Genomic DNA, 25,490 nt, shown 5'->3' with positions numbered 1-25,490 from the left:
CGAGTTGAGGTTAGTTATTAATTATCTTCTTCTCTCTATTTTTAGCTTTTCTTAGAGCTGAAACGATTACCTTTTACTCTCCTTTACTTAGCTAAATATACAATCTTGAACTATTCTTTTAAATGACTTTATTAAAGCACTGTATTTAATTTTTTGTCACTTGAGGAGTATGAATGAATATCAATCCTTGGCGTAGTACATCTGTTCGAGCTGCTTTGAATGGTTTATCTTTTATTGACGAAAAACGTATTCATATACATAGTTTGAAAGAAGCTCAGAATTTTCTAGAAAGTTATGGTTTTGATCTTGATGATAAAGCTGATGTCAGTGAATTAGAGAATTTACGTCAAGAGGCTATTAAACTGATTCAAGAAGAGTTATTAACCCATGATGAAGTGATACCTGATGTTTTACTTAAGCAAAAAGATATCAGGCAATACCTTATTAATGCTTCAGGTCATGGTGATAGAGGATTAGCTCCTTGGAGCGCTGCTATTCTACGTATTATTCACACCTTATCTCATAGTCACTCTTATCTAAACGATATGTACCATCTACCGATCAGAGAGCAAATATTTAATCGTTTTAACAAACATATCGTACGTAACGACGAAGGCTGTTTTTTAGGAGATATTAAACTCGACTCCCTTAACTTTAGAGAAGCTAAATCTCGTCGCTCAGTGGCTTTAAAACTACTACATAAAGTTGAGAATGTTGCTGCAGATATATTTGATTGGATAGGCATTCGTTTCATTACCGAACACAAAGCTGATGTTTTAGATGTGTTAACTTATTTACGACAAAAACATATTATTACCTACGCTAATCTAAAGCCTTCGCGCTCGCGTAATAACTTAATCGACTTAACTTGGATAGATGAATGTTTAGCTAAAGGTATGTCGACAGATGAGATAAGGATTGCGATGCAAACAACTCAATTTCCATCAACAGAAGCGTCTTCTAGAAACAGCCATGCCGCGAATGCGTCGAATCCTTTCAGTGGTATTAATTATAAATCAGTTCAAATAACCTGCCGTCATCGTATTAAAATAAAACAAGATAATGGAGAGAAAATGTCGTTCTTCTTTCCCTTTGAAATACAATTGATGGATCGTAAAAGTTATAGAAATACGCGGGAAGGGCTGGCGTCTCATAGCGAATATAAAAAGCGCCAGAAAGAAGCTATCAGGCAGAGAGTACTACCGTTTTTATCTTTTAATTAAGATAAAAAAAAGGCATAACGAATACGCTATGCCTTTCTTAGTAATAAATGTCAGTATTTATGAAGCTTAAAGGTTATAACCCGACTCGTCATGATCAACGAGATCTAAACCGTTCTCTTCACCTTCTTCATCAACACGTAATCCATTTGTCATCAACGAAACCAACTTAAGCAGTATGTAAGTTACTACGGCGGTATAAACGAGTGTTGAAACAATACCGACTAATTGCACGTATACTTGTCCGCCCATTGTCGTTATGCCATCAGCAAAGCCAAAGCCACTGAATACACCTAAACTTGTCGCAGATAGAATACCTGCTAAAAACGTACCTAAAATACCACCTACACCATGCACAGGGAAAACATCTAAAGAGTCATCTATACGTAGTTTTTGTTTGATAAACACAGTTGAATAATAACAAACGACACCCGCTGAAATACCTATGATTAATGCGCCACCTGGCCCTACAAAACCTGATGCAGGAGTAATTGTACCTAAACCAGCTACCATACCTGTTACTGCACCAATAACACTTGCTTTACCGAACTTTCTCCACTCAATAAATGCCCACGTTAATGTACCTGCAGCAGCAGAAATATGAGTTACTAACATCGCCATTGACGCATCGCCATTCGCTGCTAATGCACTACCACCGTTAAAGCCAAACCAGCCAACCCATAACATACCTGCGCCTGTTACTGTCATGGTTAAGTTATGTGGTAGTAGTGGTGCTGTACCAAAACCTCGACGAGGACCTAAAACCATAGCAGCCACTAAAGCCGCTGTACCTGCTGTAATATGTACAACAATACCACCAGCAAAATCGAATACACCCATTTCGCTTAACCAGCCACCACCCCATACCCAGTGAGTAACAGGTGTATAAACAGCTAGTAGCCATAAGCCACTGAAGATAAGTACCGCTGAAAACTTCATACGTTCAGCAAAACCACCAATAATAAGTGCAGGTGTTATTACAGCGAAAGTCATTTGAAACAACATAAATAAACTTTCTGGAATGTCACCCGCAAGGGTTTCTTTAGTAATACCTACCATAAAGACTTTACTGAAATCGCCAATAAAGCCATTACCTTCACCAAAGGCAAGGCTATAGCCAACAACTAACCATAAGATTGAAGATAAGGAACCTATAGCAAAACATTGCATAAGAATGGATAAAACATTTTTCTTACGAACCAGACCGCCATAAAATAGAGCAAGACCCGGCAGTGTCATAAAAAGAACGAGGGCGGTGGAGGTTAATATCCACGCTGTGTTTGAACCATTAAGTTCACCTTCACTCGCAAAAGCTAGAGAAGGTAAAAAGAGAAAAATTAAAGTAAGTAATTTATGCATAGATTTGTTCCCACATCTTTATGTTATTAGCAATATTAAATTTATTATTTTAGCTGGTTGCTATCTTTGCACAAAATAGACCAATTATTTAAAGGTTTTTAAATCAAGTGTTTAAATGTGTTACTCACCAATATGAATATGCTTGTGCACTTTATTGGTGCCTTTGTGTGTGTTTGTTGTTTTGTTTTGGTGCAAATTATTTTAAATTGGTCTTATTTGGTGAGGTACTGTTAAACTGTCCATTTTAGATGGCGCTTAAGCCATACAGTTGCATGTGATAAACCTATAATTTGGCTTGTAAGCACCACTTTGAACACTGGTTTGGTATATGATATATCAAATGAAGCAGTGATTAATAAGAAACATTCTCACTTAGTAATTTAATGTAATGGTATAATATTAACGTCTGCTCAATAATAGTTTAGAGCTATATCGTTTGATAATTAGGAAGAGTTAATTCGTGTTAACCGAAGTAGAAAAAAGTAAAGTTTTTAGTCAATACAACCTGTTGGTTGTCGTTGTCTTTTTACTGATTGTTTTTTCTGCATACTTCATTGCTACTGTGCGTTATTTCTCAGATCTTACTGACTTAAAGAAAGCTGAGATTGAAGTGTTAAACCAGCAAGTTGATACCGTTAATGATGTATTATCTTCTAATGTAAATGCCTTACAAGATATTCAAAAATTTGCTAACTACTTCTTAAAATATCCAGAAGAACTTCTCACCAAAACGCCTGTACTCTCCCAGGAAGGCGATCATTACTATATCAAACATCGTCATTATGATGTTTTAGATCACAAAGATTATGTGCGTAATAATATTACGGGTATAGGCGATATTAATTCTCTTAGCAAAGCTCATAAAGAAGAGTTAGCCATGGCGAATATGTTAACGCCTGCTTTTGTTAGTACTAAGCAAGCCAATAAAGAAGCTGTTTGGCTTTATTATGTTTCTAAGAAAAGATTTGTCAGTATTTATCCTTCAATTAATCGAAATAGCTGGCAATACAATGACGCGTTATTAGAAGGTGAACACACAAGAGAATTATTAGAAAATGAGCTAGATGATAAGTCAGTTATTTGGTCAACACCTTACTCTTCTACTGCTGGAACAGGTTTGAATGCTTCTATCGGGATCAGTGTATTTAATCGAGCTGAAATGGTGGGCATTATATTTATGGATATCAGCCTAGCTCGCTTACAACAAAACCTAGATGAAATTAGTCAAAAAAATACAGGCTTGTTAATACTTGATCGTAATAATAATGTATTAGTGCATCACACGTTAAACAAAGATATGGTTAAAAACATAGGTTCATGGGAGCAACTTGCTCCTGCGGGTTTATCGTCCTTAACCAGTGACCAAATAAATGATTTAGGTGTTTACCAAGAGATAGATGGTTTACTAGTACAAAAGAAAATCTTGTCTATTAATGGCTGGAAGGTTATTAAATACCAATCATATAATGACTTTAGAGAGCCGCTGTTAACTCATTATATTATCAATTTTTGTGTATTGTTTATCGGTGTATTTCTCTTCTTGGTTTTTGTTTATTTGATCACTCATTTTACTTTTGTGAAACCAACTAAACGTTTTATCAGCCATATTGAATATTGTGCTCAAGGTGATCCAGGTAAAATAAAACCGACAAGTGATTGGTTACGCTGGTATCAAGTCGTTGAAAATATATTTGGGCAAAACAGGAGTTTATTACAACGTTTAACTGATCAAAATTTATTACTCGATTCACTCGTTAATGTAAAAACTAAAGAGCTACAAGAGAAAATTGTTCAGCATGAGCGCGATTATGCGTTATTAACCTCGGTGATGAATGCGATACCTGAATATATTATTTTTACGAATACTGAAGGTGATATCGTTGGTTTTAATAATGCTTTTGGTGACTTTATAGGTAAAACTCGTCAAGACGTTTTGGGTTACAAAGCCAATGAGATTATTCATAGCGAGCTCGGTACAGAATTAACCAAATTAAGTACATCTCCCCAAGTTAAAGATGGTCTGCAACGCATAATACAAACAGGCGATAAAACTTACGATATCTATTGTTCAAATATACATAGTGATACGGGTATTGAAGTTGGAACAATCGATATTATTCGAGACGTTACTGCGCAATACACTACGCAAGCTGCATTAGAGAAAACCAGAGATCAGGCTGAATTTGCTAACAAAGCTAAGAGCCAATTTTTAGCAAATATGAGTCACGAAATCAGAACCCCAATTAATGCCATGCAAGGTATGATCACCTTACTAGGGCGCTCTGATTTAACAAATAACCAACGACTACATATTGATAATGCTTACGGTGCATCAAAATCACTTCTATATTTAGTTGATCAACTACTCGACCTTGCAAAAATTGAGTCAGGTGAAATGACTATCGTAAAAGAAAGAACCAGTATTGACTCTATTATTGATAAAGCCATTAACCTTAATATTGGTATGATCAATAAAAAGCAGCTGGATATTTTTGTTGATATATCTCCAGCGGTACCTCTGTTTATTGAAACAGATGAAATGCGCTTAATACAGGTGTTAACTAACTTACTGCAAAACTCAGTTAAGTTTACTGAGTCAGGTGGCATCAAAATAACTCTCGATATCATTCATCAAAATGTACTGTGTTTTAAAGTAAAAGATACGGGTATAGGTATAGCGTTAGAGAAACAATCTCATTTATTTGAAGCCTTCAAACAAGCTGATGAATCTATGACTAGACGTTATGGTGGTTCAGGTTTAGGTTTATCTATTTGTCAGCAAATAGTCGAGTTGCTTGGTGGTGATATTTCTCTTGAAAGTGAAATTTATCAAGGCTGTGAATTTACTGTTGAGTTACCTTATATTGAAAGTGATGAAACAACTCAGCATCTAGCGTCTCGAGCTTTAACTATTTACAACTTCGGTATTAGCTTACCCAATAATATTCTAGAATCGATAAAGACATTGGGATGGAAGTATCAAAATATCTCCACTCTAGAGCAGCTTGAAACCGTGTCTAAAGATGAAAGTATTGTTTTATTAGCCTCTCAGGATAGTTTGCAAAATATTATATCAACGAATACTCAAGAAATAGTTGAGCTGTTGTGTATTTTCCAAAACAAAGAACAAAGTATCAATATAGAAGAACCTATTTTAGAGCAATTAACTGTGCCTTACATTTTACAGGAGCAGCCTTTGTATAGACATATGCTGCTTTCTATTAGTAAAACATTATCTCGCATCAAAAAAGCAGCGCTATCAGAAGCTATACGAGAAAAAGAAAGCTTAACAGGTGTAAGAGTTTTACTGGTTGAAGATAACCTTGTTAATCAATTGGTTGCTAGAGAGCTCTTAGTGAGTATGAAAGCGGAAGTGATTATTGCTGAAAATGGTAAAGTAGCTCTCGATTTATTAGAGAAGAATACGATTGATATCGTCTTAATGGATATACAAATGCCTGTTATGGATGGTTTGACGGCAACTCGACTTATTAGAGAGCAAGACAAGTTTAAAGACCTACCTATTATTGCTATGACAGCTCATGCAAGAGAAGAAGACAGAGATAACTCACTTGCTGCGGGTATGAATCTTCACATGGCTAAACCTGTTAGATACGAATCTTTGCTTACGCAAATTCTAACATTAGTTAGATAGTTTCAGTTCAGGTTAAACCAGTTGATTGAAGTCTCAAATCAGACATTTCTTCAGTACAATATTTTTCAATAGAACACCTTTAAATACAGCACCTTTAAATAGAACACTTCTCAGAAAATACTTATCATAAGGTGCTGTTCTTTAAAGTACTGCTTTAGCTTTAACCACTTGGTTTTACTTATCTGGCTTTATTGATGTAGTTTTCACTATTCTTCTTTATCTGCTCAGTCTTATACCAAACGGATTAATTTATTGAGCAACTTAGAGCTACATTAGCAAGCTTAGAACAAGCAAAATTGATTAAACATAGTTATTCTATATTTTTTTAATTTTGTGATGTTATCAGTTTGCTAATGAGCTCCCGAAGGGCGAGAATTTAAAGACTCATATGCCGCGTTATTGATTTTGACAAGGTTCCTACATGGATGTAGGACATTAGGGTAACGCAGGAGCAGTTACCGAGAATAACCATTCTCTTCAATCAATGCCTCGCCTACATGGATGTAGGTGCTTAGGTTCAGTCTGGAACTATGAACCTGTGCCTCTAAGCCTTTAAATTCTCGCTAAGTGAGCAATAAATTAATTCGTTTGGTATTAATTAAATGATTCATTTTTTACTGAAAGACTTCAGCGCTATATTGTCCTTGAGCGATGGCAAGTTCCGATGCTTGATCTAGTTGACCTAAAACTAATGGCGCAGGACCCGTAGGTTCTCCTAAAAGGTAAGTTGTACCATCAATTGTAATTGTCGTTTCATTGCCTTGAGCTTGTGCATCTATACCTATTAGCGCGTGATTATCAATAAAAACCAATACCATTTTAATTCTAGGCATTAATGTACGTAATATCGCTGCGGCTAATGTAACTTTACTGTCGCAATCTCCCTGATTTTCCCATAATAACTTCAAAGGAGGGTTAAAACCTGCGCCAGATGAGTCAACTCTAGACTCTAATGGTGAATAGGGGATACTTTGAACAAAAGCTAAAACGTAATCAGTCGCCTGACGAATGTTTTTAACCGACACCTTTTCTAAAATTAACGGCTTTAATGGTTTCATATCTTCTGCTGATAAGGCAGCGAAAGTGGCGTGGTCTGGTTTTATCGCTTGTAATTGTTGATATGTAGTAAAGGTGTGGTACCAATGTTTTTTCATATAAGCATCGGTAAATTCTTTATTAAGCTCCGCTACTTTCTTTTCGGCTGTCTGAAGAGAAGCTGAGTCAGTGCCTTTCGCAACAATACTTCCCGTTTGGCTGTTATAACTGATTCGAACACCATCGATTGGGTTTTTATTGAGATATCTAACAACCTTTCTACTAATATATTTGGACGCTAATTCAGGTTTATATTCTTTGAAGTTTCTGAACTTATTAAATAACGACGATTTAGTGATAGAAAAAGCAATAGATTGAGCTTGTTGTTGATGATCTAACCATTGGTAATTAAATTGGTAAGAATCGCCTTTTTCTACTTTACTGAAGTGGAGTTGTTGCGCATTAGCGGTATGAAAAATAAATACTAATAATACAGATAAAAATAAACGCTTGATGCGACTCACCTTAAATAGTTTACCTAGAAAGCTTCTATTATTAATTTAAGCATTAGTTGTAATGCTTAGCAAGTTTCAACAAGGCATACATATTTTGCTTTTGTATAATATTTATCGTAATATTAAAACAAGTGTTTTAATTGCTTGTTTCAATGCTTAGCAGTTAATAAAAATAATTTTTGTTATGGAGATGATTGTGGCTGATTACCAAGTACCTTTAAAAGATATGAATTTTTTGTTGTTTGATGTATTTAAATTAGAAGCTTTATGGGAAAAGTTACCCACATTAGCTGATCATGTAGATCGTGAAACCACAGAAGCGATATTACAAGAGTGTGCAAAAATAGCAGAACAAGAAGTCGCTCCATTATCACGTATCGGTGACGAAACAGGCGTAAGCTTTAACAATGGGGTTGTAACAACGGCTCCTGGTTATAAAGAAGCTTATGCAACGTATGCTGCAGGCGGCTGGACAGCTTTAGGTGGCGATGTAGAGTACGGCGGCATGGGCATGCCAAAGGTTGTTACTGCGTTTCATGAAGAAATGCTGTGCTCGGCTGATATATCGTTTTCTTTATTCCCAGGTCTAACGGCTGGCGCAGGTTTATCACTTGCTAAGCATGGTAGCGAAGCATTAAAAGAAAGATACTTAACGCGTTTATATTCGGGTGAGTGGACAGGCACCATGTGTTTAACTGAATCACATTCAGGTACTGATTTAGGTTTAATTCGTACTAAAGCTATTCCTCAAGAAAATGGCAGCTACAAAGTCACGGGTACTAAAATATTTATTACAGGTGGCGAGCATGATCTTACAGAAAATATTGTTCATTTAGTTTTAGCTAAATTACCTGACGCGCCTGCTGGAGCTAAAGGTATTTCACTTTTCCTTGTACCTAAATTTAAAGTTAATGACGATGAAAGCATTGGTGAAGCTAACCATGTAAGTTGTGGTTCTATCGAGCATAAAATGGGGATCCATGCCTCAGCAACGTGTGTAATGAACTTTGATGAGTCTGAAGGTTACCTAATTGGAGAAGTGAACAAAGGTCTTAATTGTATGTTCACTATGATGAACTTTGAACGTATCGGTGTTGGTATTCAAGGCATAGGTGCTGCTGCAAAGTCTTATCAAAATGCTCTTGAATACGCTAAAGATAGATTACAAGGTCGTTCATTAACGGGCGTTAAAAATTCAGAAGGTATTGCTGATTCAATTATGGTTCATGGTGATGTTCGAAGAATGTTATTAAACATGAAAGCCTTAACTGAAGGTTCACGTGCACTATCTACCTATATTTCAATGCAATTAGATATTTCTACTTATGGTGAAGGCGAGTTTAAGAAAAAAGGTGAAGCATTAGCAGCATTAATGACGCCTTTAGCAAAAGCCTTTTTTACTGATATGGGCTTCGACAGCACAATTACAGGTCAGCAAGTATTTGGTGGTCACGGTTATATTCGTGAATGGGGCCAAGAGCAATTAGTACGTGACACTCGTATTTCTCAAATATATGAAGGTACTAATGGCGTTCAAGCGATGGATTTACTTGCGCGTAAAGTTGCAGGTAGTAAAGGCGAGTTAATGAATATATTCATTGGCGAAGTTCGAGAGTATATGGCTGCAACGTCTGCAAGTAATATGGAACAGTTTATTACGCCATTAAAAACCTCTATTGATGATTTAGAAAGCTTAACTCAAGAAGTATTAGTTGCAGCAAGTAAAAATACTGAAGAATTAGGCACAGCAGCAAACGATTATTTACACCTGTTTGGTTATACCGCTATGGCTTATATTTGGGCGAGAATGGCTGAAGAAGCATTCACCAAAGAAGACTCAAGCGATAATTTTTACACAAGTAAAATTAAAACAGCACAGTTTTACTTTGCTAAATTATTACCACGTAGAGTTTCATTAATGGAATCGATAAAAGCAGGTAGTAATACATTATTTGATATGGAAGACGAGTTGTTTTAATCAGTTAACTCATACTGTGCAATAAATAATAAAATCGAAGGCTCATAAATTAAAAAATTATGAGCCTTTTTATTGATTGAAGATAAACTAAAATAAACCTAACTCACCGTTTCTGTACTTATCACGAAAATGTAACTATTTTTTATTCTAAGAGCATTTTAGCTATTCTTTATAAAACACCTAAAAATCAGATGTAGTAGATAAAAGCTGAGTTTATATTTATGGTTGATCTAACGACTAAGTTATCGCTCATCTTTAAGTAATACCAAACGGATTAATTTATTGAGCAACTTAGAGCTACATTAGCAAGCTTAGAACAAGCAAAATTGATTAAACATAGTTATTCTATATTTTTTTAATTTTGTGATGTTATCAGTTTGCTAATGAGCTCCCAAAGGGCGAGAATTTAAAGGCTCATATGCCGCGTTATTGATTTTGACAAGGGAATAACCATTCTCTTCAATCAATGCCTTGCCTCTAAGCCTTTAAAATTCTCGCTAAGTGAGCAATAAATTAATCCGTTTGGTATAATTGTTAGCCCCTAAGTTAATAGAAAATGGGCCTAACAACTAATGTACTAATTGACTAATTTAAGGGGTATACTAGCGCCCTTAAATTTTATGTAGGATATAACTTTGTTAGCGATTCTTAGAATATTACTTATCACCATAGCATTGGTATTTATATGTTTATTCTCATGTATATTTTGTTTGTTTAAACCTTTTCATAAAAATAATGCTCACTTAACGTGTCGTTATTTATCTAAGGTTACAGCATTATTAGGTGTAGAGATCGAAGTTAGGATCCCTGATTCCGTTAAAGATTTGAATTCTGTAGTGTATATTTGTAATCATCAAAATACTTGGGATATGTTTACATTAGCCCGAGCAGTTAGACCAAACACGGTAAGTGTAGGTAAACAAAGTCTTAAATGGATACCTTTTTTTGGACAAATGTACTGGCTAACAGGCAACATACTTATTGATCGTAAAAATAGCAGTAAAGCTAAAAGTACGATTGCACATACAGCAAGTAGAATTAATAGCGACGGGTTATCTGTTTGGCTTTTCCCTGAAGGCACACGTAGTAACGGAAAAGGCATTCTACCTTTTAAAACTGGCGCTTTTCGTACTGCACAGCAAGCTAATGTACCTGTAGTGCCTATTTGTGCAAGTAGTACAAATAATATTAAACTAAACCGTTGGAATAACGGAAAAGTTATTATCGAATTTTTAGAACCTATCAATATTAATAACGAAACTAATGACACCATTAAATCAGTTACTCAAGCAGCACAGCAAATGATCTCTGAAAAATTTAATGACCTTAATCGAGAAGTAAACGCAGCTATAGAAAAAGAGAGTAAATAATGATTGAAGATGAATTACAACAATGGTTAACCCACACTGAAAACTTAATTGCTGATCTTATTGAAGATGAAACAAATGAAGAAGTTGATCATACTATTGAACATCATTTTTCTAGTGCTAACTTTGAGTTACTTGAAGCCGCAGCGGTAATAGCGTTTAAAAAAGGTTATGACGTTGAAGAGCCTGAAGAAGCTGAAACAGATAATGGTGAGAAGGTTTTCGCATTCGACATCATTACAGAGCAACCACTTGAAGTAGATATAATCTCAGAAGAAACTAAGCTTATGTTTCAATTGGCAAAACAATGTAAAGTAGATTATGATGGATGGGGAACATATTTCGAAGAATAAGACTTATCAAGGAATGATACAATGGAATGGATCAATAATATTACAGATTCGATTATACTATCGGAACTAATACCGCATCTACTTATAGTCACTATTATAGTTGTAATTGGCGCTTTTAGCCTGTCAGCTGTTAAAGCTCACTACAGACATCTTAAACTTTTAGAAAGAATTAAGCAGGGCTTAGACCCTGACTGTTAAAGTTTTTTGAAAATAAAATTTTTCAAAGCCTTAGCCAGTTCATCACTCTTTTATTTAAGCGCTATTTTATTTATCTTTTCTGAAGATAGCGCTCATATTCACATCTAATTTTATCCCCAATCTAGTACTCAAAACGAATAAAATAACATAAGTAGAATTATAAGAAGTTAGCAACTTCATTATTATTCATTAAATAATCGATAACTATTTAATGATAATTTAGGTGATTTCATTCTTTATGTACTAAGATTAATCATAAAGTAAGAATGATTGCTAATTAGTCTTTAAAGTTATTGTTATACTAATTTTAATGTATTGCCTTAATCTTATGTTTAATAATATCTTTTTCAAAGTGTAGATTGTATGCAATTAGTTCTGGTAATTTATAAAGATTTATATAACTATATAAACATAAAGAATTTTTATGATGTAAATCTGCATAAATAGATTGAATATTAAGTTATGTCGAAAAGGGATGTTCGCCTAAATATTACCAAAACTGAAATCATTTAGTTAAATAAATTAGGAAAAAAAATGCCTGACCCTGAACAACGTATCGTAACTGTTATATATTACATTGAAGGCTCATTAGAGTTGAAGCATGACGTTTGTTCGTTTGATGAAAATTTAAATGGCCGAGTGATTATTCCCAACGAGTTTAAACAAGATAAATCGATTATTGCTGTTTGTGACGGCGAAATTGAGATTCTGAACAAGGTAGGTGAGCGTATTTTATCTGTGGAATATGTTGCTTAGTTTAATAGACGTATTATCTGAATAGATTAACGATTTAAATCAGTATTTACTTCGTAATATAATGAAGTTCTTTACCTATTAAGCAAGAACTTCATTACTTTAATCGTAACCTAGTAACTTTTTGTTGTTTCTTCCATAGATGCTTTAGCATTATCCATTTCTAGCTCTTTTGGCATATAGTTTTCATCATGCTTGGCTAAGACTTCTGTCGCTTCAATAATAAAACCATCAGTATTTAAAACGCCATTAGCAACAATACCTTGTCCCTCTCTAAATAAATCTGGCAAAATCCCATCATATTTAACTGTGATCATAGGGTCATTATCATCAAAGGTAATTGGCATTTTCATATCAGCTAGTTTAAACGCTATTTTTAAACTATGTTCATCGCGCTTAACACTACCAGGTACAACTAAACCACCAATTCTCAAACGTTGTCCGTTAATCGCTTTAGTACCAGTACCTTCTTTACCATTATAGATTTCAGACGGTTTATAAAACAAATCAATGTTTTGGCTTAAAGCATATAACACTAATCCTGAAACTAGGCTTAATGCAATAAGGATAGAGGCTACAATGGTTAATCGTTTTTTACGGCGTGGATTCATTACTTTTCTCGACTACTTCTGAATATGATGAGTTGTTTTGCTTAAGCTCTTGTTGTTGCTTAGCCGCTTCTTTACGCTTTAATTCTCTTGTATAACGTTGGTTAATTGCTAGTAGCGTATTCTTATGTTTTTGTTTACTTAAAATAATAAGTAATATAATCGCTAAAGCGGTAACTCCATATGAAAGCCATACATAAAATCCGTAGCCTCCCATATCAAAAAATGCATTTATATTATCAAATTGCATTATTTAGCTCCTTGATTAAGCACTAATTCTCTTACCCAAGGTCGCATACTGTTTCTAGATAGTATTTCACTTCTAAAGCGGATACAGGTGATCACAACAATAAGAAAAATAAAGCCCATATAACAAAATATGAAAGGCCATAACATATCGATAGTCATGGATGGTTTGCCCATTTTACTTACCGTGGCACCTTGATGCAGAGTATTCCACCATTCTACAGAGTACTTAATAATAGGAATGTTGATAACACCCACTAAAGTTAAAATTCCAGCGGCTTTGCCAGCAGATGTTTTATCTTCAAAAGCATTATGCAAAGCGATAACACCTAAGAATAAAAATAAGAGTATAAGTTGAGAGGTTAATCTAGCATCCCAAATCCACCATGTTCCCCACATTGGTTTACCCCAAGCTGCGCCAGTAACTAAAGACACAAAGGTAAAAACTGCACCGATGGGAGCGAGAGCTGCGGCAGAGGCATCAGCAAGTCGCAATTGCCACACTAAGCTACATAAAGCCGCTATTGCCATTCCAACATAAATACCCATAGATAGGGTCGCTGTAGGTACATGAATATAGAAAATTCTGAAGCTGTCGCCTTGCTGATAATCGGCAGGCGCAAAAAGTAAAGCCCAGGTAATACCAATCGTTAATAAGGTGATTGTGATAGCGCTAAACCAAGGAATTATTCTACCCGTTAAATGATAGGTTGTTTCAGGATTTGCGTAAGGGTGTAACCATTTCCACATGTTAGTTTGTACTCACTTTTAAAGCTGACGAAACAGCAAAAGGTGCTAAGGTTAAAGTCGTAAAAAATAGCGCGGCAATTATAGCAAGCTGCCCTGTAAAAGGTAAGTTCAACGCTGCAGTATCTATTGCGCTAGTCGCAAATATTAATACAGGTATATACAAAGGTAATATTAATAAACTCAGTAATACACCTCCCTTTTTAATCCCTACGGTAAGCGCCACACCTATCGCACCAAGTAAACTTAATATGGGCGTTCCTAATAAAAGCGTCAACATAAGTGCGCCATAGCTGTTTTCATTTAAGTGTAATAACACAGCTAATAAAGGCGCGATAAAAATAAGCGGTAAACCCGTTAGTAGCCAATGAGCTGTTATTTTAGCAAGCACTAAAACAAAAATAGGGTGGGGGCTTAATAACATTTGCTCTAACGAACCGTCATTAAAATCTGACTTAAATAATCGATCTAATGATAAAAGTGTTGATAGTAAAGCCGCTACCCAAATAATGCCTGGCGCGATACGCGATAATGTATTTATTTCAGGACCAATACCTAAAGGGAAAAGCGTGATGACAATAATGAAAAATAAAATAGGATTAACCACATCGTCTTTATGTCTAAAGGCTATGGTGAGATCTCGCTTAAGAACAAGCATAAAAGCTGAACGATAAGACAAGCTATTTAAATTGTGAATGTTATCTGTCATTTTTTGGATCGTTGCTCTACATTATTTATTCAATAAACATCTTAAAAGAAACGATATTCTAAGGTGATCTTCTTTAAGCGTTCTACTGGTAAGTCTAAATCTTGATGTGTGGTTAAAATTACACACCCACCATTATCAGCATGAGCCAAAAGTAGCGACTCTAAGGTTTTTACACCCGCTTTATCAATAGCCGTAAAAGGTTCATCTAGAATCCAAATCGGTGCTTTTGTTTGCCATAGCTGAGCTAAAGCGATTCTACGATGCTGTCCTGCACTTAAATGTGACGCTAAAGAATCTTCAAAACCTAATAAGTTAACTTGTTTTAATGTTTCTTCTGCTAAGTCAGGTGATATACCTTGAAGCGCTAGATTAAATGCTAAGTTTTCTTGTGCAGTCATTTCACCTTTAACACCAGGTAAATGACCTAGGTAAAGTAAGTTTTGATGAAAGTCTTCGCGTACTTTGTTTATGTTGTTTTCTTTAAAAAACACATCACCTTCATAGGGTGAAGATAATCCAGCTAAAATACGCAATAAACTGGTTTTACCTGCGCCATTAGGTCCTTCAATTTGAATAATCTCTCCTGCGTGAATTGCCAGGCTTAATACTTCAAATAAAATACGGTCTTCTCTAATACACGTTAGGTTTTCAGCTGAGATTAAAGGAGTCGACGTGTTGTTCTGAATTGTAGGCAAAGAAAAATCCACATAAGAGATATTAATGTTTAGTTTGATATAAAACACATCAAATTTATGAGCATTATCATACTATAAAGGCTGGTATAGCAACAGTTCGAAATATAATTGTATATTATCGACAACTTTAATGAATATTAATTAAGGTAAATGCTAGAATAACGGCAATTTTTAGGCTTGAACGGCTGAAAAATAAGTATTTATATAAGCTTGTTTGTCATAAGTTTTTACACTTTTTATTGCATGAGCAAGGCAAATACCTTTTAAAATACAATTCAAATTATTTGTTTGAGTAAGTATTAAGTTTTGACTTAATTTGTTGCTTAATTAGTTTTACAGCGCGACCTACCTAACTAGGTACAAAGAACGATAAATTCGGAGAAATAAATGATACCTGAACTAGGGCACTTTGCCCTTATAATTGGTTTAGCTTTTGCGATTTGCTTAAGTATAGTGCCTTTGGTTGGGGTTGTTACTAAACAACAACAACTTATTACCTACGCTAAACCATTAACCTTTGGTATGTTCGCTTTTGTCGCTATTAGTATTATCACTCTGGGTTATAGCTTTGTTACCGACGATTTCTCTGTGCTTTATGTCGCTGGCCATTCAAATAGTCATTTACCTTATTATTTTAAGATCAGTGCCGTATGGGGTGGACATGAAGGTTCATTACTCCTTTGGGTATTCTCATTAACAGCATGGACTGCAGCTGTTGCTAAATTTAGTGATGGTGTTGAAGATGCATTTATTGCTCGTGTTTTAGCTGTGCTAGGCATGGTTGTTGTTGGCTTTGCTGTATTTACATTATTAACCTCTAATCCTTTCGAACGCATCTGGCCTAATGTTCCTTTAGAAGGTCGTGATTTAAATCCGCTACTACAAGATATTGGTTTAATTATTCATCCACCGTTGCTTTACATGGGCTATGTTGGCTTTTCTGTTGCTTTTGCTTTTGCTGTTGCTGCTTTAATGTGTGGCAAGTTAGATGCTGCTTGGGCTCGATGGGCTCGTCCTTGGACTGTAGGTGCTTGGGTTTTCTTAACTGCAGGTATTGCATTAGGTAGCTGGTGGGCATATTACGAACTTGGTTGGGGCGGCTGGTGGTTCTGGGATCCAGTAGAAAATGCTTCATTTATGCCTTGGTTAGTTGGTACTGCACTTATCCATTCATTAGCGGTAACTGAAAAACGCGGTACCTTTAGAAACTGGACTGTACTTTTATCAATATTTGCCTTTAGCTTAAGCTTATTAGGTACCTTTATTGTTCGTTCGGGAGTTATTACTTCTGTGCATTCTTTTGCCGCTGATCCAGGCCGAGGTATGTTTATTCTTATGTTATTAGGTATCGCTGTTGGTGGTTCATTAACCTTGTTTGCTATTCGAGCATCTAATGTCGCCAGCTTTAGCCGTTTTGCCTTTTACTCAAGAGAAACAGCGTTACTTATTTGTAATGTTATTCTTGTTATCGCTGCTGTTACGGTACTACTCGGAACCTTATATCCATTATTAGTTGATGCGTTAGGTTACGGAAAAATATCTGTTGGACCTCCTTATTTCAATGCGGTGTTTGTTCCAATAATGAGCTTACTCTTTATTGTTATGGGTATTGGCCCGATGATCCGTTGGAAAAAAGCTAAAAAAGGCGAATTACGTAAGCAGTTATTCTCACCTTCAATTATTAGTATTGTTATTGGTTTAGCTTTCCCATTTTTATATGGTGGTGAGTTTGATGCTTGGGTAGCTATGGGTATTACATTAGCCTGTTGGGTTGAGTTAGTCGTATTAAAAGAGCTCTACAATAATGCTAAAAACACTGATGGTACTTTAACTTGGTCACGCTTAACGCTAAGCCAAATAGGTATGACGCTAGCGCATAAAGGTATCGCAATAACGATTGTGGGTGTAACTCTTGTTTCTTCTTATGAAACCGAAACCAACGTGAAAATGTCGCAAGGCGAGACTGCTGTTATTTCTGGCTATGACGTTAAGTTTAACGGCGTTAAAGATGTCAAAGGACCTAACTATTCAGCAGTACAAGGTCAAATTGAAGTTTATAAGGATGGTGAGTTTGTTAGCTTGTTGAAACCAGAGAGACGTACTTACTTAGTGCAAACAATGGGAATGACAGAAGCAGCTATTGATCCAGGTTTATTCAGAGACGTATATGTCGCCTTAGGTGACCCTCTACCTAATAATGCTTGGGCGGTGCGTGTTCACTACAAACCATTTGTTAGATGGATTTGGTTGGGTGCTATTTTCATGTCAATCGGCGGCATATTTACTATATTAGATAAACGTTATCGTAGAAAAAAAACTGTTAAGAAAAAAGCGGCTAACTTACAAGATACAAACACAAAATTAGCAGGAGCGGAATAATGAATAAGGTTATTAGATTTATTCCTCTTATATTGTTTGTTGTATTAGGAGTGGTTTTATATCGTGGTTTGTCGTTAAACCCAACAGAATTACCTTCTGCCTTAGTAGGGAAAACCTTCCCTAGCTTTGCGTTATACACAGTGGAAGACGCAAAAGACTTAAAAACTAACGCTGATTTAAAAGAAGGCATTAAGTTAGTTAATGTTTGGGGGACATGGTGTCCATCATGTCGTGCTGAACATGAGTACTTATTGCAAATAGCAAACACAGACCGTTTCACTATTTACGGTTTGAACTATGATGATGAACGAGAATTAGCTCAAAAGTGGTTAGCTAACTTAGGTAACCCATATCAGTTTTCCATGTTTGATGAATCAGGCAAGTTAAGTATTGATTTAGGTGTTTACGCAGCACCTGAAACCTTTGTGATTGATCATAACAACGTTATTCGTAAACGCTTTGCTGGACCATTAGATGCAAATGTTTGGCGACATGAATTTGAAGGTTTAATCACTCAAATTATTGCAGAACAAAAGGCAGGTAAATAATGAACACTAAATTTATAGCCGTTATTACCTCAACACTTTTATTTTTACTCATTTCATTAGCTTCTTCTGTTGCGCAAGCAAGCCCCGTAGATACTTATGAGTTTAGAGATGAAGTGACAAAAATAAGATTCAATGCGTTAACTAAAGAATTACGTTGCCCTAAGTGTCAGAACCAAAACTTAGCAGATTCTAACTCACCTATTGCTGCCGATTTAAGAAGAGAAGTTTACGACTTACTTCAAGAAGGTAAAGCTGACATTGAAATTGTTAACTTTATGGTCGCTCGATATGGCGAATTTGTATTGTACCGACCAAGAGTGTCTAGCCTGACTTACATTTTATGGTTTGGACCTGCATTGTTAGTACTTATAGGTGTAATAGTGGTTGTTATGGTTATTCGCAAAAAACCTAAAGTACAAGTTGAAGAAACGCTCTCTGCTGAACAGCAAAGTAAATTAGATAACTTACTAAAAGAAAAATAAATTCATGCCTGAACTCATTATATTTATTGTCGTTTTTCTCCTTCTCATACTCATTGCAGTATGGGGACACTTTATTAAACGAAATAACAAAACAAATATTGTAAATAACTCAGACCGTGACGATACCAATGTCACTCTGTATCACGAACATAAAGCCGAAATTGAGAGTGATTTCAAACAAGGTCGTATCGATGACGAAAACTACCAATACCTTATTGCAGAACTCGATAAAAGCTTACTGCAAGATATAGATGAAAATAAAAAAGCGTCTACCAATGAAGTTATCGAGAACAAAAGCCTTTCAGTTGTTTGGCCTGCATCTTTAACTTTATTTGTATTGATATTTAGTTTTTGGTTATACAGTTTTAATGGTGCTTACCAACAATTAAGCCAACCACTTAACCAGCAAGCTCAAGGTGGTTCTGAAGATCAAGCGCAGCAAATAATTGCTCAAATTAAGTCTATAATTGATTTAACAGTAAAAGAGCCTGAAAATTCTGATGCTTGGTATGCGTTAGGACAAGCCTTTATCAATATAGGTGAGTTCAACAGAGCAGGAGAAGCTTTCGATAAAGTTATTGAAATTGAAGGTGAATCAGCAGAATTGTTCGGTGCAAAAGCTCAAGCGTTTTATTATCGAGATCAGCAAGTTATGTCAGCTGATGTTCAGCAGATGATAGATAAAGCTTTAGCTTTAGATCCTACTGATGCGTCTACTAATATTTTAATCGGTATGCATAATTTTCAAAATCAGAATTATCCATTAGCCATTCAACATTGGGAAAGAGTGATTAACTCTAATAAAACCAATGTTGAAACAGATGCTTTACGTGAAGCAGTAAATGAAGCCAAAAATAGATTACAAAAAGCTAATGATGGGCAAAGTGTAGTTGAAGAAGATACAACTCAAGAAGCTGTTGTTTCAGGTCCTCAATTAACGGTTAATGTTGATGTTAGTGAAGAAATTAAAGAACTACTGATCCAAGGTGAAGATAAAGTCGTATTTATCTATGCGGTATCAGCAGATGCAAAACATGGCAGAATGCCAGTTGCAGCGGTTAAGTTAAAAGCCAGCGATTTACCTGTCACTATTGTTTTGAATGACAGTAAAGCTATGTCTCCACAAGCTAAATTAAGTGATGTTCCAGCAGTTAATATATACGCTGTTGTATCTGCTAGCGGTGGTGTAGGTGTTAAATCGGGTGACTTTAAAACAGAGTTACTTAATGCTGATGTGTTAACAACTGAACCTGTATCACTTCTTATCGATACAATTGTTCCTTAAACAGGTATTTAGGTAAAAGAATTATGGCAAGATTTTTAGGTCGTACCAAAGAGCTTCATAATAAAAAAGCGAAAGTGGGCGTACTCATTACCAATTTAGGTACACCAGAGGCACCAACAGCAGCGGGATTAAGAACTTTTTTAAGAGAGTTTTTATCAGATCCGCGTGTTGTAGAAATCCCTCGTATAGTGTGGATGATTATTCTTCACGGTATTATCTTACGTATCCGACCTAAAAAATCTGCGGCTTTATATAAAACAGTATGGACAGATGAAGGTTCACCGTTAATGGTGATCAGTAAACAACAAGAAGTTAAAATCACTCAATCTTTAGCTGAAAAATATGGTGACGATGTTACTGTTTCACTCGCTATGCGTTATGGTGAACCGTCTATTGAAAAAGCTTTAAACGACTTTCAAGAATCGGGTATTAACGATATTGTTATTTTACCTTTATATCCACAATATTCAGGACCAACAACGGCTTCTACCTTTGATGCTGTTGTTAAAACCATTCAAAAATGGCGTTGGATCCCTAGCTTACGCTTTATTAGTGGTTATCATGACAACCCAAAATATATTAAAGCACTAGCCCATAGTGTAACTAAGCATATTGAACAACATGGAAAACCAGACAAACTCGTCCTTTCATATCACGGTATGCCTAAACTTTTTTTAGAGCAGGGTGACCCATATTATTGTTTTTGTAGCATGACGACACGTTTATTAGCTGAATACTTAGGGCTTGCTAAAGAAGACTTCGAAATGACCTTTCAATCACGATTTGGTAAAGCCGAATGGTTAAAGCCATACACTGATGTCACTTTAGAAAAACTGGCTCAGGATGGTCACAAACACATCGCAATTATTAGCCCAGCATTTAGTGCCGACTGTTTAGAAACTTTGGAAGAACTAGAGCACGAAAACCGAGCTGTGTTTATGGAAGCAGGTGGTGAGACTTATCACTACATTCCAGCACTAAACGACGATGACTTACACATTGAAGCACTAGTCGATGTGATCTCTGCTTCTATTAATAAATAACTCGAGTTAAATAGATAAGCTCAACCAAGTGAACTCAAATAAATTAGGTTTAATTTATTAAGCCTAGTTATACCAAACGGATTAATTTATTGAGCAACTTAGAGCTACATTAGCAAGCTTAGAACAAGCAAAATTGATTAAACATAGTTATTCTATATTTTTTAATTTTGTGATGTTATCAGTTTGCTAATGAGCTCCCGAAGGGCGAGAATTTAAAGGCTCATATGCCGCGTTATTGATTTTGACAAGGTTCGTACATGGATGTAGGACATTAGGGTAACGCAGGAGCAGTTACCGAGAATAACCATTCTCTTCAATCAATGCCTCGCCTACATGGATGTAGGTGCTTAGGTTCAGTCTGGAACTATGAACCTGTGCCTCTAAGCCTTTAAATTTTCGCTAAGTGAGCAATAAATTAATCCGTTTGGTATTAGTTATCTCAATGACCTTTCCTCTGATCTAGCCCTACACTAATTATCCTATTACATTCGTTATTAACATAAGCTAGTTTGCTAAACACTTCTGTATAGTTTATTTATTGTGAATAAAAACTCTCTGAACAATTTAACATTAGTAAATTAACTGTCTTTTAAAGATAGCTATCGGTGCTATTAGCTCGAAGTTATAACTAACCTGATCTCGGCTTAATATATTCTTCTCTAACAGCTACTTTTACTTGCTTCATCGTTAAATTTACTTGCAATAGGCTAAATGAGCACTGAGATTAATAACTGATATAGGAATATTGCTGCAAAGCTAAAATTAATCTTTATATGAAAGAAAGCTAGAAGGGGAGTTGTACTTGAATGCTAGATTGGTTTTTAACATGAATTTTAGGCAATAAAAAAGGCGAATCATAAATGATTCACCTTTTTCGAATTTGTTTTAAGTATTAAAACTTAAATAGCATTTACGTTTTCAGCTTCAGGACCTTTTTGGCCTTGTTTAACTGTAAAAGATACTGCTTGACCATCAGTTAAAGTGCGGAAACCGTCACCTTGGATAGCGCTAAAATGAACAAAAACATCTGGACCGCTTTCTTGCTCGATGAAACCAAAACCTTTAGATTCGTTAAAAAATTTTACTTTACCAGTTACTGAATCAGACATACTTACATTTCTCACAAAAGAATAAATTAAACACGGCCAAATGGCCAACATACGGAGTAAATGCTCTCTACCTCGAAGTACAGACAGAGAAAGGCTTCCAATAACACAATAACAGCGTTCAGGACAACTAACTATTGCTAGTCAATCTTTCCTTCTTCCGAAACGCAAAAACTCAACGCGACAACATACTATCATAATGGTTCTGAGATATCTTCACTTTTTTGTGACAAAAAAAAGCCAGCTAACATGCTGGCTTGTAACAATTTTTTAACAATCGGCTGGAAGTCCCTTAGTCTATAAGGCTTCTATCTGTATTACTTGCTCGCGAAGTTTAGTTAATGCTGATTCAGCTTCAAGTAATTTTGCTTTTTCTTTGTTAATAACTGCTTCAGGTGCTTTACCAACAAATTTTTCATTACCTAATTTACTGCGTGTTTTATCTGCTTCTTTATTCAGCTTTTCAATTGATTTAGTTAAGCGTGCAATTTCAGCATCTTTATCAATTAAACCAGCCATAGGAATAAGTACTGATAAGTTACCAACAACGGCTGTCGCAGATAAAGGGGCATCAGCACCTTCAGCTAAAACCTCAATACTTTCTAACTTAGCTAAAGCGCTTAAAAACTGTTGATTTTCGTCTATACGACGTTGATCAATCTCACTTACATTTTTAAGTAACACAGGTAATGACTTACTTGGTGAAATATCCATTTCGCCACGAATATTACGAATAGCAACAATGAACTGTTTAACCCATTCTAAATCGTCAATAGCTTGTTGATCACATTGGCTTTCGTCAAACGCAGGGAATGACTGAACCATAATGCTATCACCTAACTTACTACCATGTTCTTGGATAAAGTTAGTTAACGGAACAACACGTTGCCATATTGTTTCAGTAATATAAGGCATGATTGGGTGCATTAAGCGTAATAAGCCTTCTAATACGTTAACTAAGGTATGACGAGTTGCACGCTGCTGTGCTTCGTTTCCTTTGAAAAACACAGGTTTAGTTAGCTCTAAGTACCAATCACAGAATTGATTCCATGTGAATTCGTAAAGCGCTTGTGATGCTAAATCGAATCTAAAGGTGTCAAAAGCTTCATGTACGGTTTTAACCGTTTGCTGGAATTGACCTAAGATCCAACGATCGGCTAATGAAAACTCCATTTCAGCATTGCTGTCTTTTCCACAATCATGCTCTTCAGTATTCATTAATACGTAACGGCTAGCATTCCATAATTTATTAGTAAAATTACGGTAACCTTCAAGACGTTTCATGTCCCAGCTAATATCACGACCTGTAGTCGCTACAGATGTTAGCGTGAAACGTAAAGCGTCGGTACCATGTGCTTCAATACCTTCAGGGAATTCTTTTTTAGTTAACTTAGCTATTTTAGCGGCTAACTTAGGCTGCATCATGTTGCCAGTACGTTTCTCTAATAAATCATCTAAAGAAATACCGTCAATCATGTCTAAAGGATCAATAACATTACCTTTAGATTTACTCATTTTATCGCCATTCTCATCACGAATAAGGCCAGTAACATATACCTTTTTAAATGGAACTTGTGGTTTGCCATTTTCGTCTTTGTTGAAATGCATAGTCATCATGATCATACGAGCAACCCAGAAGAAAATAATATCGAAACCTGTTACTAACACATCAGTAGAGTGAAAGTTTTTCAGGTCTTCAGTATTTTTCGGCCAACCCAATGTTGAGAAAGTCCATAATGCTGAAGAGAACCATGTATCAAGTACATCTTCATCTTGTCTCAAACTTATATCAGCAGAAAGTTCGTATTTAGCTCTTACTTCTTCTTCAGTTCTGCCAACGTAAAATTTATCGTTTTCATCGTACCAAGCTGGAATTCTATGTCCCCACCAAAGCTGACGAGAGATACACCAATCTTGAATGTCTTTCATCCAAGAAAAGTACATGTTTTCGTATTGCTTAGGTACAAACTCAATTTCACCTGACTTTACTGCATCTACAGCTGGTTCAGCTAAAGGTCCTGCTCTTACGTACCATTGATCCGTTAATAATGGCTCAATAATTACACCTGAGCGATCGCCGTATGGTGCAACTAAGTCATGCTCTTTAACTTCAACTAAAAAACCAAGCTCATCAAATTTTTCAACAATAGCTTTACGGGCAACAAAGCGATCTAAACCTGCAAACTCTGCTGGTAAAGCTGTATCGTATGCATCGCTAACTTCACCAGTGCCATTATAAACTTCAGCTTCGGCTAAGATTTCAGCATTTTTATTTAATATATTGATAAGTGGTAAATTGTGACGCTTACCTACTTCATTATCATTAAAGTCATGAGCAGGTGTTATTTTTACACAGCCCGTGCCTTTATCCATGTCGGCATGATCATCGCCAACAATAGGAATTAATCGGTTAACTAAAGGTAAAAGTATATGTTTACCAATAAGATCTTTGTAACGATCGTCTTTAGGGTTAACAGCTACGCCAGTATCACCAAGTACGGTTTCTGGTCGCGTAGTTGCTACAACTAAGTAGTCTTTACCTTCAGCTGTTTTTTCGCCGTTGGCTAATGGGTAACGTAAGTACCACATATGACCTTTTTTATCTTTGTTCTCAACTTCAAGATCTGAAATAGCGGTATGGAATTTAGGATCCCAGTTAACTAATCTTTTACCACGATAAATTAAGTCGTCTTCAAATAAACGTACAAATACTTCTTGTACAGCTTCAGACATACCATCATCCATTGTAAAACGTTCGCGAGACCAATCAATAGAGTTACCTAAACGGCGCATTTGCTTGCCGATAGTTCCGCCTGATTCTTCTTTCCATTCCCAGACTTTATCGATGAATTTTTCACGTCCGTAATCGTGACGTGTTTTTTCTTCTTCTGCTGCTATTTTGCGTTCAACAACCATTTGCGTTGCGATACCTGCGTGGTCGCAACCTGTTTGCCAAAGGGTGTTTTTACCTTGCATACGTTGATAACGGATCAAAGTGTCCATTATCGTTTGTTGGAAGGCGTGTCCCATGTGCAAGCTACCCGTCACATTTGGTGGCGGTATAGCAATACAATAGCCGTCACCTTCGCCTGTTGGGCTAAAGTAACCTTGGTCTTCCCAGCTTTTATAGAGGGATTGTTCAATGTCAGAAGGGGTAAATGTTTTTTCCATCAGAATTCCGTAAGAAGAGTTTCACTTTAATTAGTTTG

20 protein-coding genes are annotated in these 25,490 nt (G+C 35.8%); 11 read left to right on the top strand and 9 right to left on the bottom strand.

Annotated features, from left to right (window positions below):
- Positions 1-173 precede the first annotated feature (173 nt).
- Positions 174-1,223, top strand: a complete 1,050-nt coding sequence (locus ACPUVN_RS12900; protein WP_426359919.1) for a TIGR04552 family protein — start codon at positions 174-176, stop codon at positions 1,221-1,223.
- A 66-nt stretch (positions 1,224-1,289) separates the two neighbouring features.
- Here ACPUVN_RS12900 and ACPUVN_RS12895 read toward each other — a convergent pair whose 3' ends face one another.
- On the bottom strand, positions 1,290-2,579 hold the full coding sequence (locus ACPUVN_RS12895; RefSeq protein ID WP_426359920.1) for an ammonium transporter: 1,290 nt from the start codon (positions 2,577-2,579) through the stop codon (positions 1,290-1,292).
- A gap of 460 nt (positions 2,580-3,039) precedes the next feature.
- Between ACPUVN_RS12895 and ACPUVN_RS12890 the strand changes: the two genes are divergently transcribed.
- Complete coding sequence (locus ACPUVN_RS12890; protein WP_426369221.1) at positions 3,040-6,234, top strand: ATP-binding protein; 3,195 nt, start codon at positions 3,040-3,042, stop codon at positions 6,232-6,234.
- A gap of 614 nt (positions 6,235-6,848) precedes the next feature.
- On the opposite strand, the gene ACPUVN_RS12885 is transcribed toward ACPUVN_RS12890, so the two are convergent.
- The gene (locus ACPUVN_RS12885) at positions 6,849-7,793 is read right to left on the bottom strand and encodes a hypothetical protein (protein WP_426359921.1); all 945 of its coding nucleotides are present in this window, start codon (positions 7,791-7,793) and stop codon (positions 6,849-6,851) included.
- Between the two features lie 181 nt (positions 7,794-7,974).
- Between ACPUVN_RS12885 and ACPUVN_RS12880 the strand changes: the two genes are divergently transcribed.
- The 4 genes from ACPUVN_RS12880 (at position 7,975) to ACPUVN_RS12865 (ending at position 12,436) form a co-directional block, all read left to right on the top strand.
- Complete coding sequence (locus ACPUVN_RS12880) at positions 7,975-9,762, top strand: acyl-CoA dehydrogenase C-terminal domain-containing protein (protein WP_426370568.1); 1,788 nt, start codon at positions 7,975-7,977, stop codon at positions 9,760-9,762.
- A gap of 635 nt (positions 9,763-10,397) precedes the next feature.
- Entirely contained in the window at positions 10,398-11,132 is a 735-nt protein-coding gene (locus tag ACPUVN_RS12875) for a 1-acylglycerol-3-phosphate O-acyltransferase (RefSeq protein WP_426369220.1), read from the top strand.
- Positions 11,132-11,482, top strand: a complete 351-nt coding sequence (gene rraB, locus ACPUVN_RS12870) for a ribonuclease E inhibitor RraB (RefSeq protein ID WP_426359923.1) — start codon at positions 11,132-11,134, stop codon at positions 11,480-11,482. The genes ACPUVN_RS12875 and rraB overlap by 1 nt, the downstream gene beginning before the upstream one ends.
- Positions 11,483-12,214: 732 nt before the next feature.
- Entirely contained in the window at positions 12,215-12,436 is a 222-nt protein-coding gene (locus tag ACPUVN_RS12865) for a TIGR02922 family protein (protein WP_426359924.1), read from the top strand.
- Positions 12,437-12,546: 110 nt separating this feature from the next.
- On the opposite strand, the gene ccmE is transcribed toward ACPUVN_RS12865, so the two are convergent.
- Genes ccmE through ccmA form a run of 5 tightly spaced genes read right to left on the bottom strand, consistent with a single transcriptional unit; the run spans position 12,547 to position 15,429 of the window.
- Positions 12,547-13,044: a cytochrome c maturation protein CcmE gene (ccmE, locus tag ACPUVN_RS12860; RefSeq protein ID WP_426359925.1), complete on the bottom strand. Its 498-nt coding sequence runs from the start codon at positions 13,042-13,044 to the stop codon at positions 12,547-12,549.
- Positions 13,028-13,291, bottom strand: coding sequence for a heme exporter protein CcmD (ccmD, locus tag ACPUVN_RS12855; RefSeq protein WP_426359926.1), 264 nt, complete (start codon positions 13,289-13,291; stop codon positions 13,028-13,030). The genes ccmE and ccmD overlap by 17 nt, the downstream gene beginning before the upstream one ends.
- Positions 13,291-14,037 (bottom strand): heme ABC transporter permease, encoded by a 747-nt coding sequence (locus ACPUVN_RS12850; protein WP_426359927.1) that lies wholly within the window; start codon positions 14,035-14,037, stop codon positions 13,291-13,293. Before ACPUVN_RS12850 ends, ccmD begins: the two co-directional genes overlap by 1 nt.
- A gap of 1 nt (position 14,038) precedes the next feature.
- Positions 14,039-14,743, bottom strand: coding sequence for a heme exporter protein CcmB (ccmB, locus tag ACPUVN_RS12845; protein ID WP_426359928.1), 705 nt, complete (start codon positions 14,741-14,743; stop codon positions 14,039-14,041).
- A gap of 41 nt (positions 14,744-14,784) precedes the next feature.
- Positions 14,785-15,429, bottom strand: coding sequence for a cytochrome c biogenesis heme-transporting ATPase CcmA (ccmA, locus tag ACPUVN_RS12840; protein WP_426360535.1), 645 nt, complete (start codon positions 15,427-15,429; stop codon positions 14,785-14,787).
- A 396-nt stretch (positions 15,430-15,825) separates the two neighbouring features.
- On the opposite strand from ccmA, the gene ACPUVN_RS12835 reads away from it, so the two are divergent.
- The 5 genes from ACPUVN_RS12835 to hemH are packed head-to-tail and all read left to right on the top strand — an operon-like array spanning position 15,826 to position 21,175.
- Positions 15,826-17,817, top strand: coding sequence for a heme lyase CcmF/NrfE family subunit (locus ACPUVN_RS12835; protein WP_426359929.1), 1,992 nt, complete (start codon positions 15,826-15,828; stop codon positions 17,815-17,817).
- Positions 17,817-18,365, top strand: coding sequence for a DsbE family thiol:disulfide interchange protein (locus ACPUVN_RS12830; protein WP_426359930.1), 549 nt, complete (start codon positions 17,817-17,819; stop codon positions 18,363-18,365). Before ACPUVN_RS12835 ends, ACPUVN_RS12830 begins: the two co-directional genes overlap by 1 nt.
- Positions 18,365-18,847 carry a cytochrome c-type biogenesis protein gene (locus tag ACPUVN_RS12825; RefSeq protein ID WP_426359931.1) on the top strand — a complete coding sequence of 161 codons (483 nt, stop codon included), beginning with the start codon at positions 18,365-18,367 and terminating at the stop codon, positions 18,845-18,847. The genes ACPUVN_RS12830 and ACPUVN_RS12825 overlap by 1 nt, the downstream gene beginning before the upstream one ends.
- Positions 18,848-18,851: 4 nt before the next feature.
- Entirely contained in the window at positions 18,852-20,132 is a 1,281-nt protein-coding gene (gene ccmI / locus ACPUVN_RS12820) for a c-type cytochrome biogenesis protein CcmI (protein ID WP_426369219.1), read from the top strand.
- Positions 20,133-20,155: 23 nt separating this feature from the next.
- Positions 20,156-21,175 (top strand): ferrochelatase, encoded by a 1,020-nt coding sequence (hemH, locus tag ACPUVN_RS12815; protein WP_426369218.1) that lies wholly within the window; start codon positions 20,156-20,158, stop codon positions 21,173-21,175.
- Positions 21,176-22,074: 899 nt separating this feature from the next.
- Here the strand turns inward: hemH and ACPUVN_RS12810 are convergent.
- Positions 22,075-22,284: a cold-shock protein gene (locus ACPUVN_RS12810; RefSeq protein ID WP_426359934.1), complete on the bottom strand. Its 210-nt coding sequence runs from the start codon at positions 22,282-22,284 to the stop codon at positions 22,075-22,077.
- 294 nt (positions 22,285-22,578) lie between these two features.
- On the bottom strand, positions 22,579-25,452 hold the full coding sequence (locus ACPUVN_RS12805; protein WP_426359935.1) for a valine--tRNA ligase: 2,874 nt from the start codon (positions 25,450-25,452) through the stop codon (positions 22,579-22,581).
- Between the last annotated feature and the right edge of the window lie 38 nt (positions 25,453-25,490).

The sequence above is a fragment of the Pseudocolwellia antarctica genome, assembly GCF_049933045.1.
Lineage (GTDB): Bacteria > Pseudomonadota > Gammaproteobacteria > Enterobacterales > Alteromonadaceae > Pseudocolwellia.
Note: the sequence above shows the minus strand (reverse complement) of the source record. Positions and strands in the feature narration are given on the sequence as shown.

Bases quoted from the DNA above. Each gene is read 5' to 3' on its own strand.
- ACPUVN_RS12900 (WP_426359919.1), top strand. From the start codon at position 174: ATGAATATCAATCCTTGGCGTAGTACATCTGTTCGAGCTGCTTTGAAT.
- ACPUVN_RS12895 (WP_426359920.1), bottom strand. From the start codon at position 2,579: ATGCATAAATTACTTACTTTAATTTTTCTCTTTTTACCTTCTCTAGCT.
- ACPUVN_RS12880 (WP_426370568.1), top strand. From the start codon at position 7,975: ATGATTGTGGCTGATTACCAAGTACCTTTAAAAGATATGAATTTTTTG.
- rraB (WP_426359923.1), top strand. From the start codon at position 11,132: ATGATTGAAGATGAATTACAACAATGGTTAACCCACACTGAAAACTTA.
- ACPUVN_RS12865 (WP_426359924.1), top strand. From the start codon at position 12,215: ATGCCTGACCCTGAACAACGTATCGTAACTGTTATATATTACATTGAA.
- ccmE (WP_426359925.1), bottom strand. From the start codon at position 13,044: ATGAATCCACGCCGTAAAAAACGATTAACCATTGTAGCCTCTATCCTT.
- ccmD (WP_426359926.1), bottom strand. From the start codon at position 13,291: ATGCAATTTGATAATATAAATGCATTTTTTGATATGGGAGGCTACGGA.
- ACPUVN_RS12850 (WP_426359927.1), bottom strand. From the start codon at position 14,037: ATGTGGAAATGGTTACACCCTTACGCAAATCCTGAAACAACCTATCAT.
- ccmB (WP_426359928.1), bottom strand. From the start codon at position 14,743: ATGACAGATAACATTCACAATTTAAATAGCTTGTCTTATCGTTCAGCT.
- ACPUVN_RS12835 (WP_426359929.1), top strand. From the start codon at position 15,826: ATGATACCTGAACTAGGGCACTTTGCCCTTATAATTGGTTTAGCTTTT.
- ACPUVN_RS12830 (WP_426359930.1), top strand. From the start codon at position 17,817: ATGAATAAGGTTATTAGATTTATTCCTCTTATATTGTTTGTTGTATTA.
- ACPUVN_RS12825 (WP_426359931.1), top strand. From the start codon at position 18,365: ATGAACACTAAATTTATAGCCGTTATTACCTCAACACTTTTATTTTTA.
- ccmI (WP_426369219.1), top strand. From the start codon at position 18,852: ATGCCTGAACTCATTATATTTATTGTCGTTTTTCTCCTTCTCATACTC.
- hemH (WP_426369218.1), top strand. From the start codon at position 20,156: ATGGCAAGATTTTTAGGTCGTACCAAAGAGCTTCATAATAAAAAAGCG.
- ACPUVN_RS12810 (WP_426359934.1), bottom strand. From the start codon at position 22,284: ATGTCTGATTCAGTAACTGGTAAAGTAAAATTTTTTAACGAATCTAAA.
- ACPUVN_RS12805 (WP_426359935.1), bottom strand. From the start codon at position 25,452: ATGGAAAAAACATTTACCCCTTCTGACATTGAACAATCCCTCTATAAA.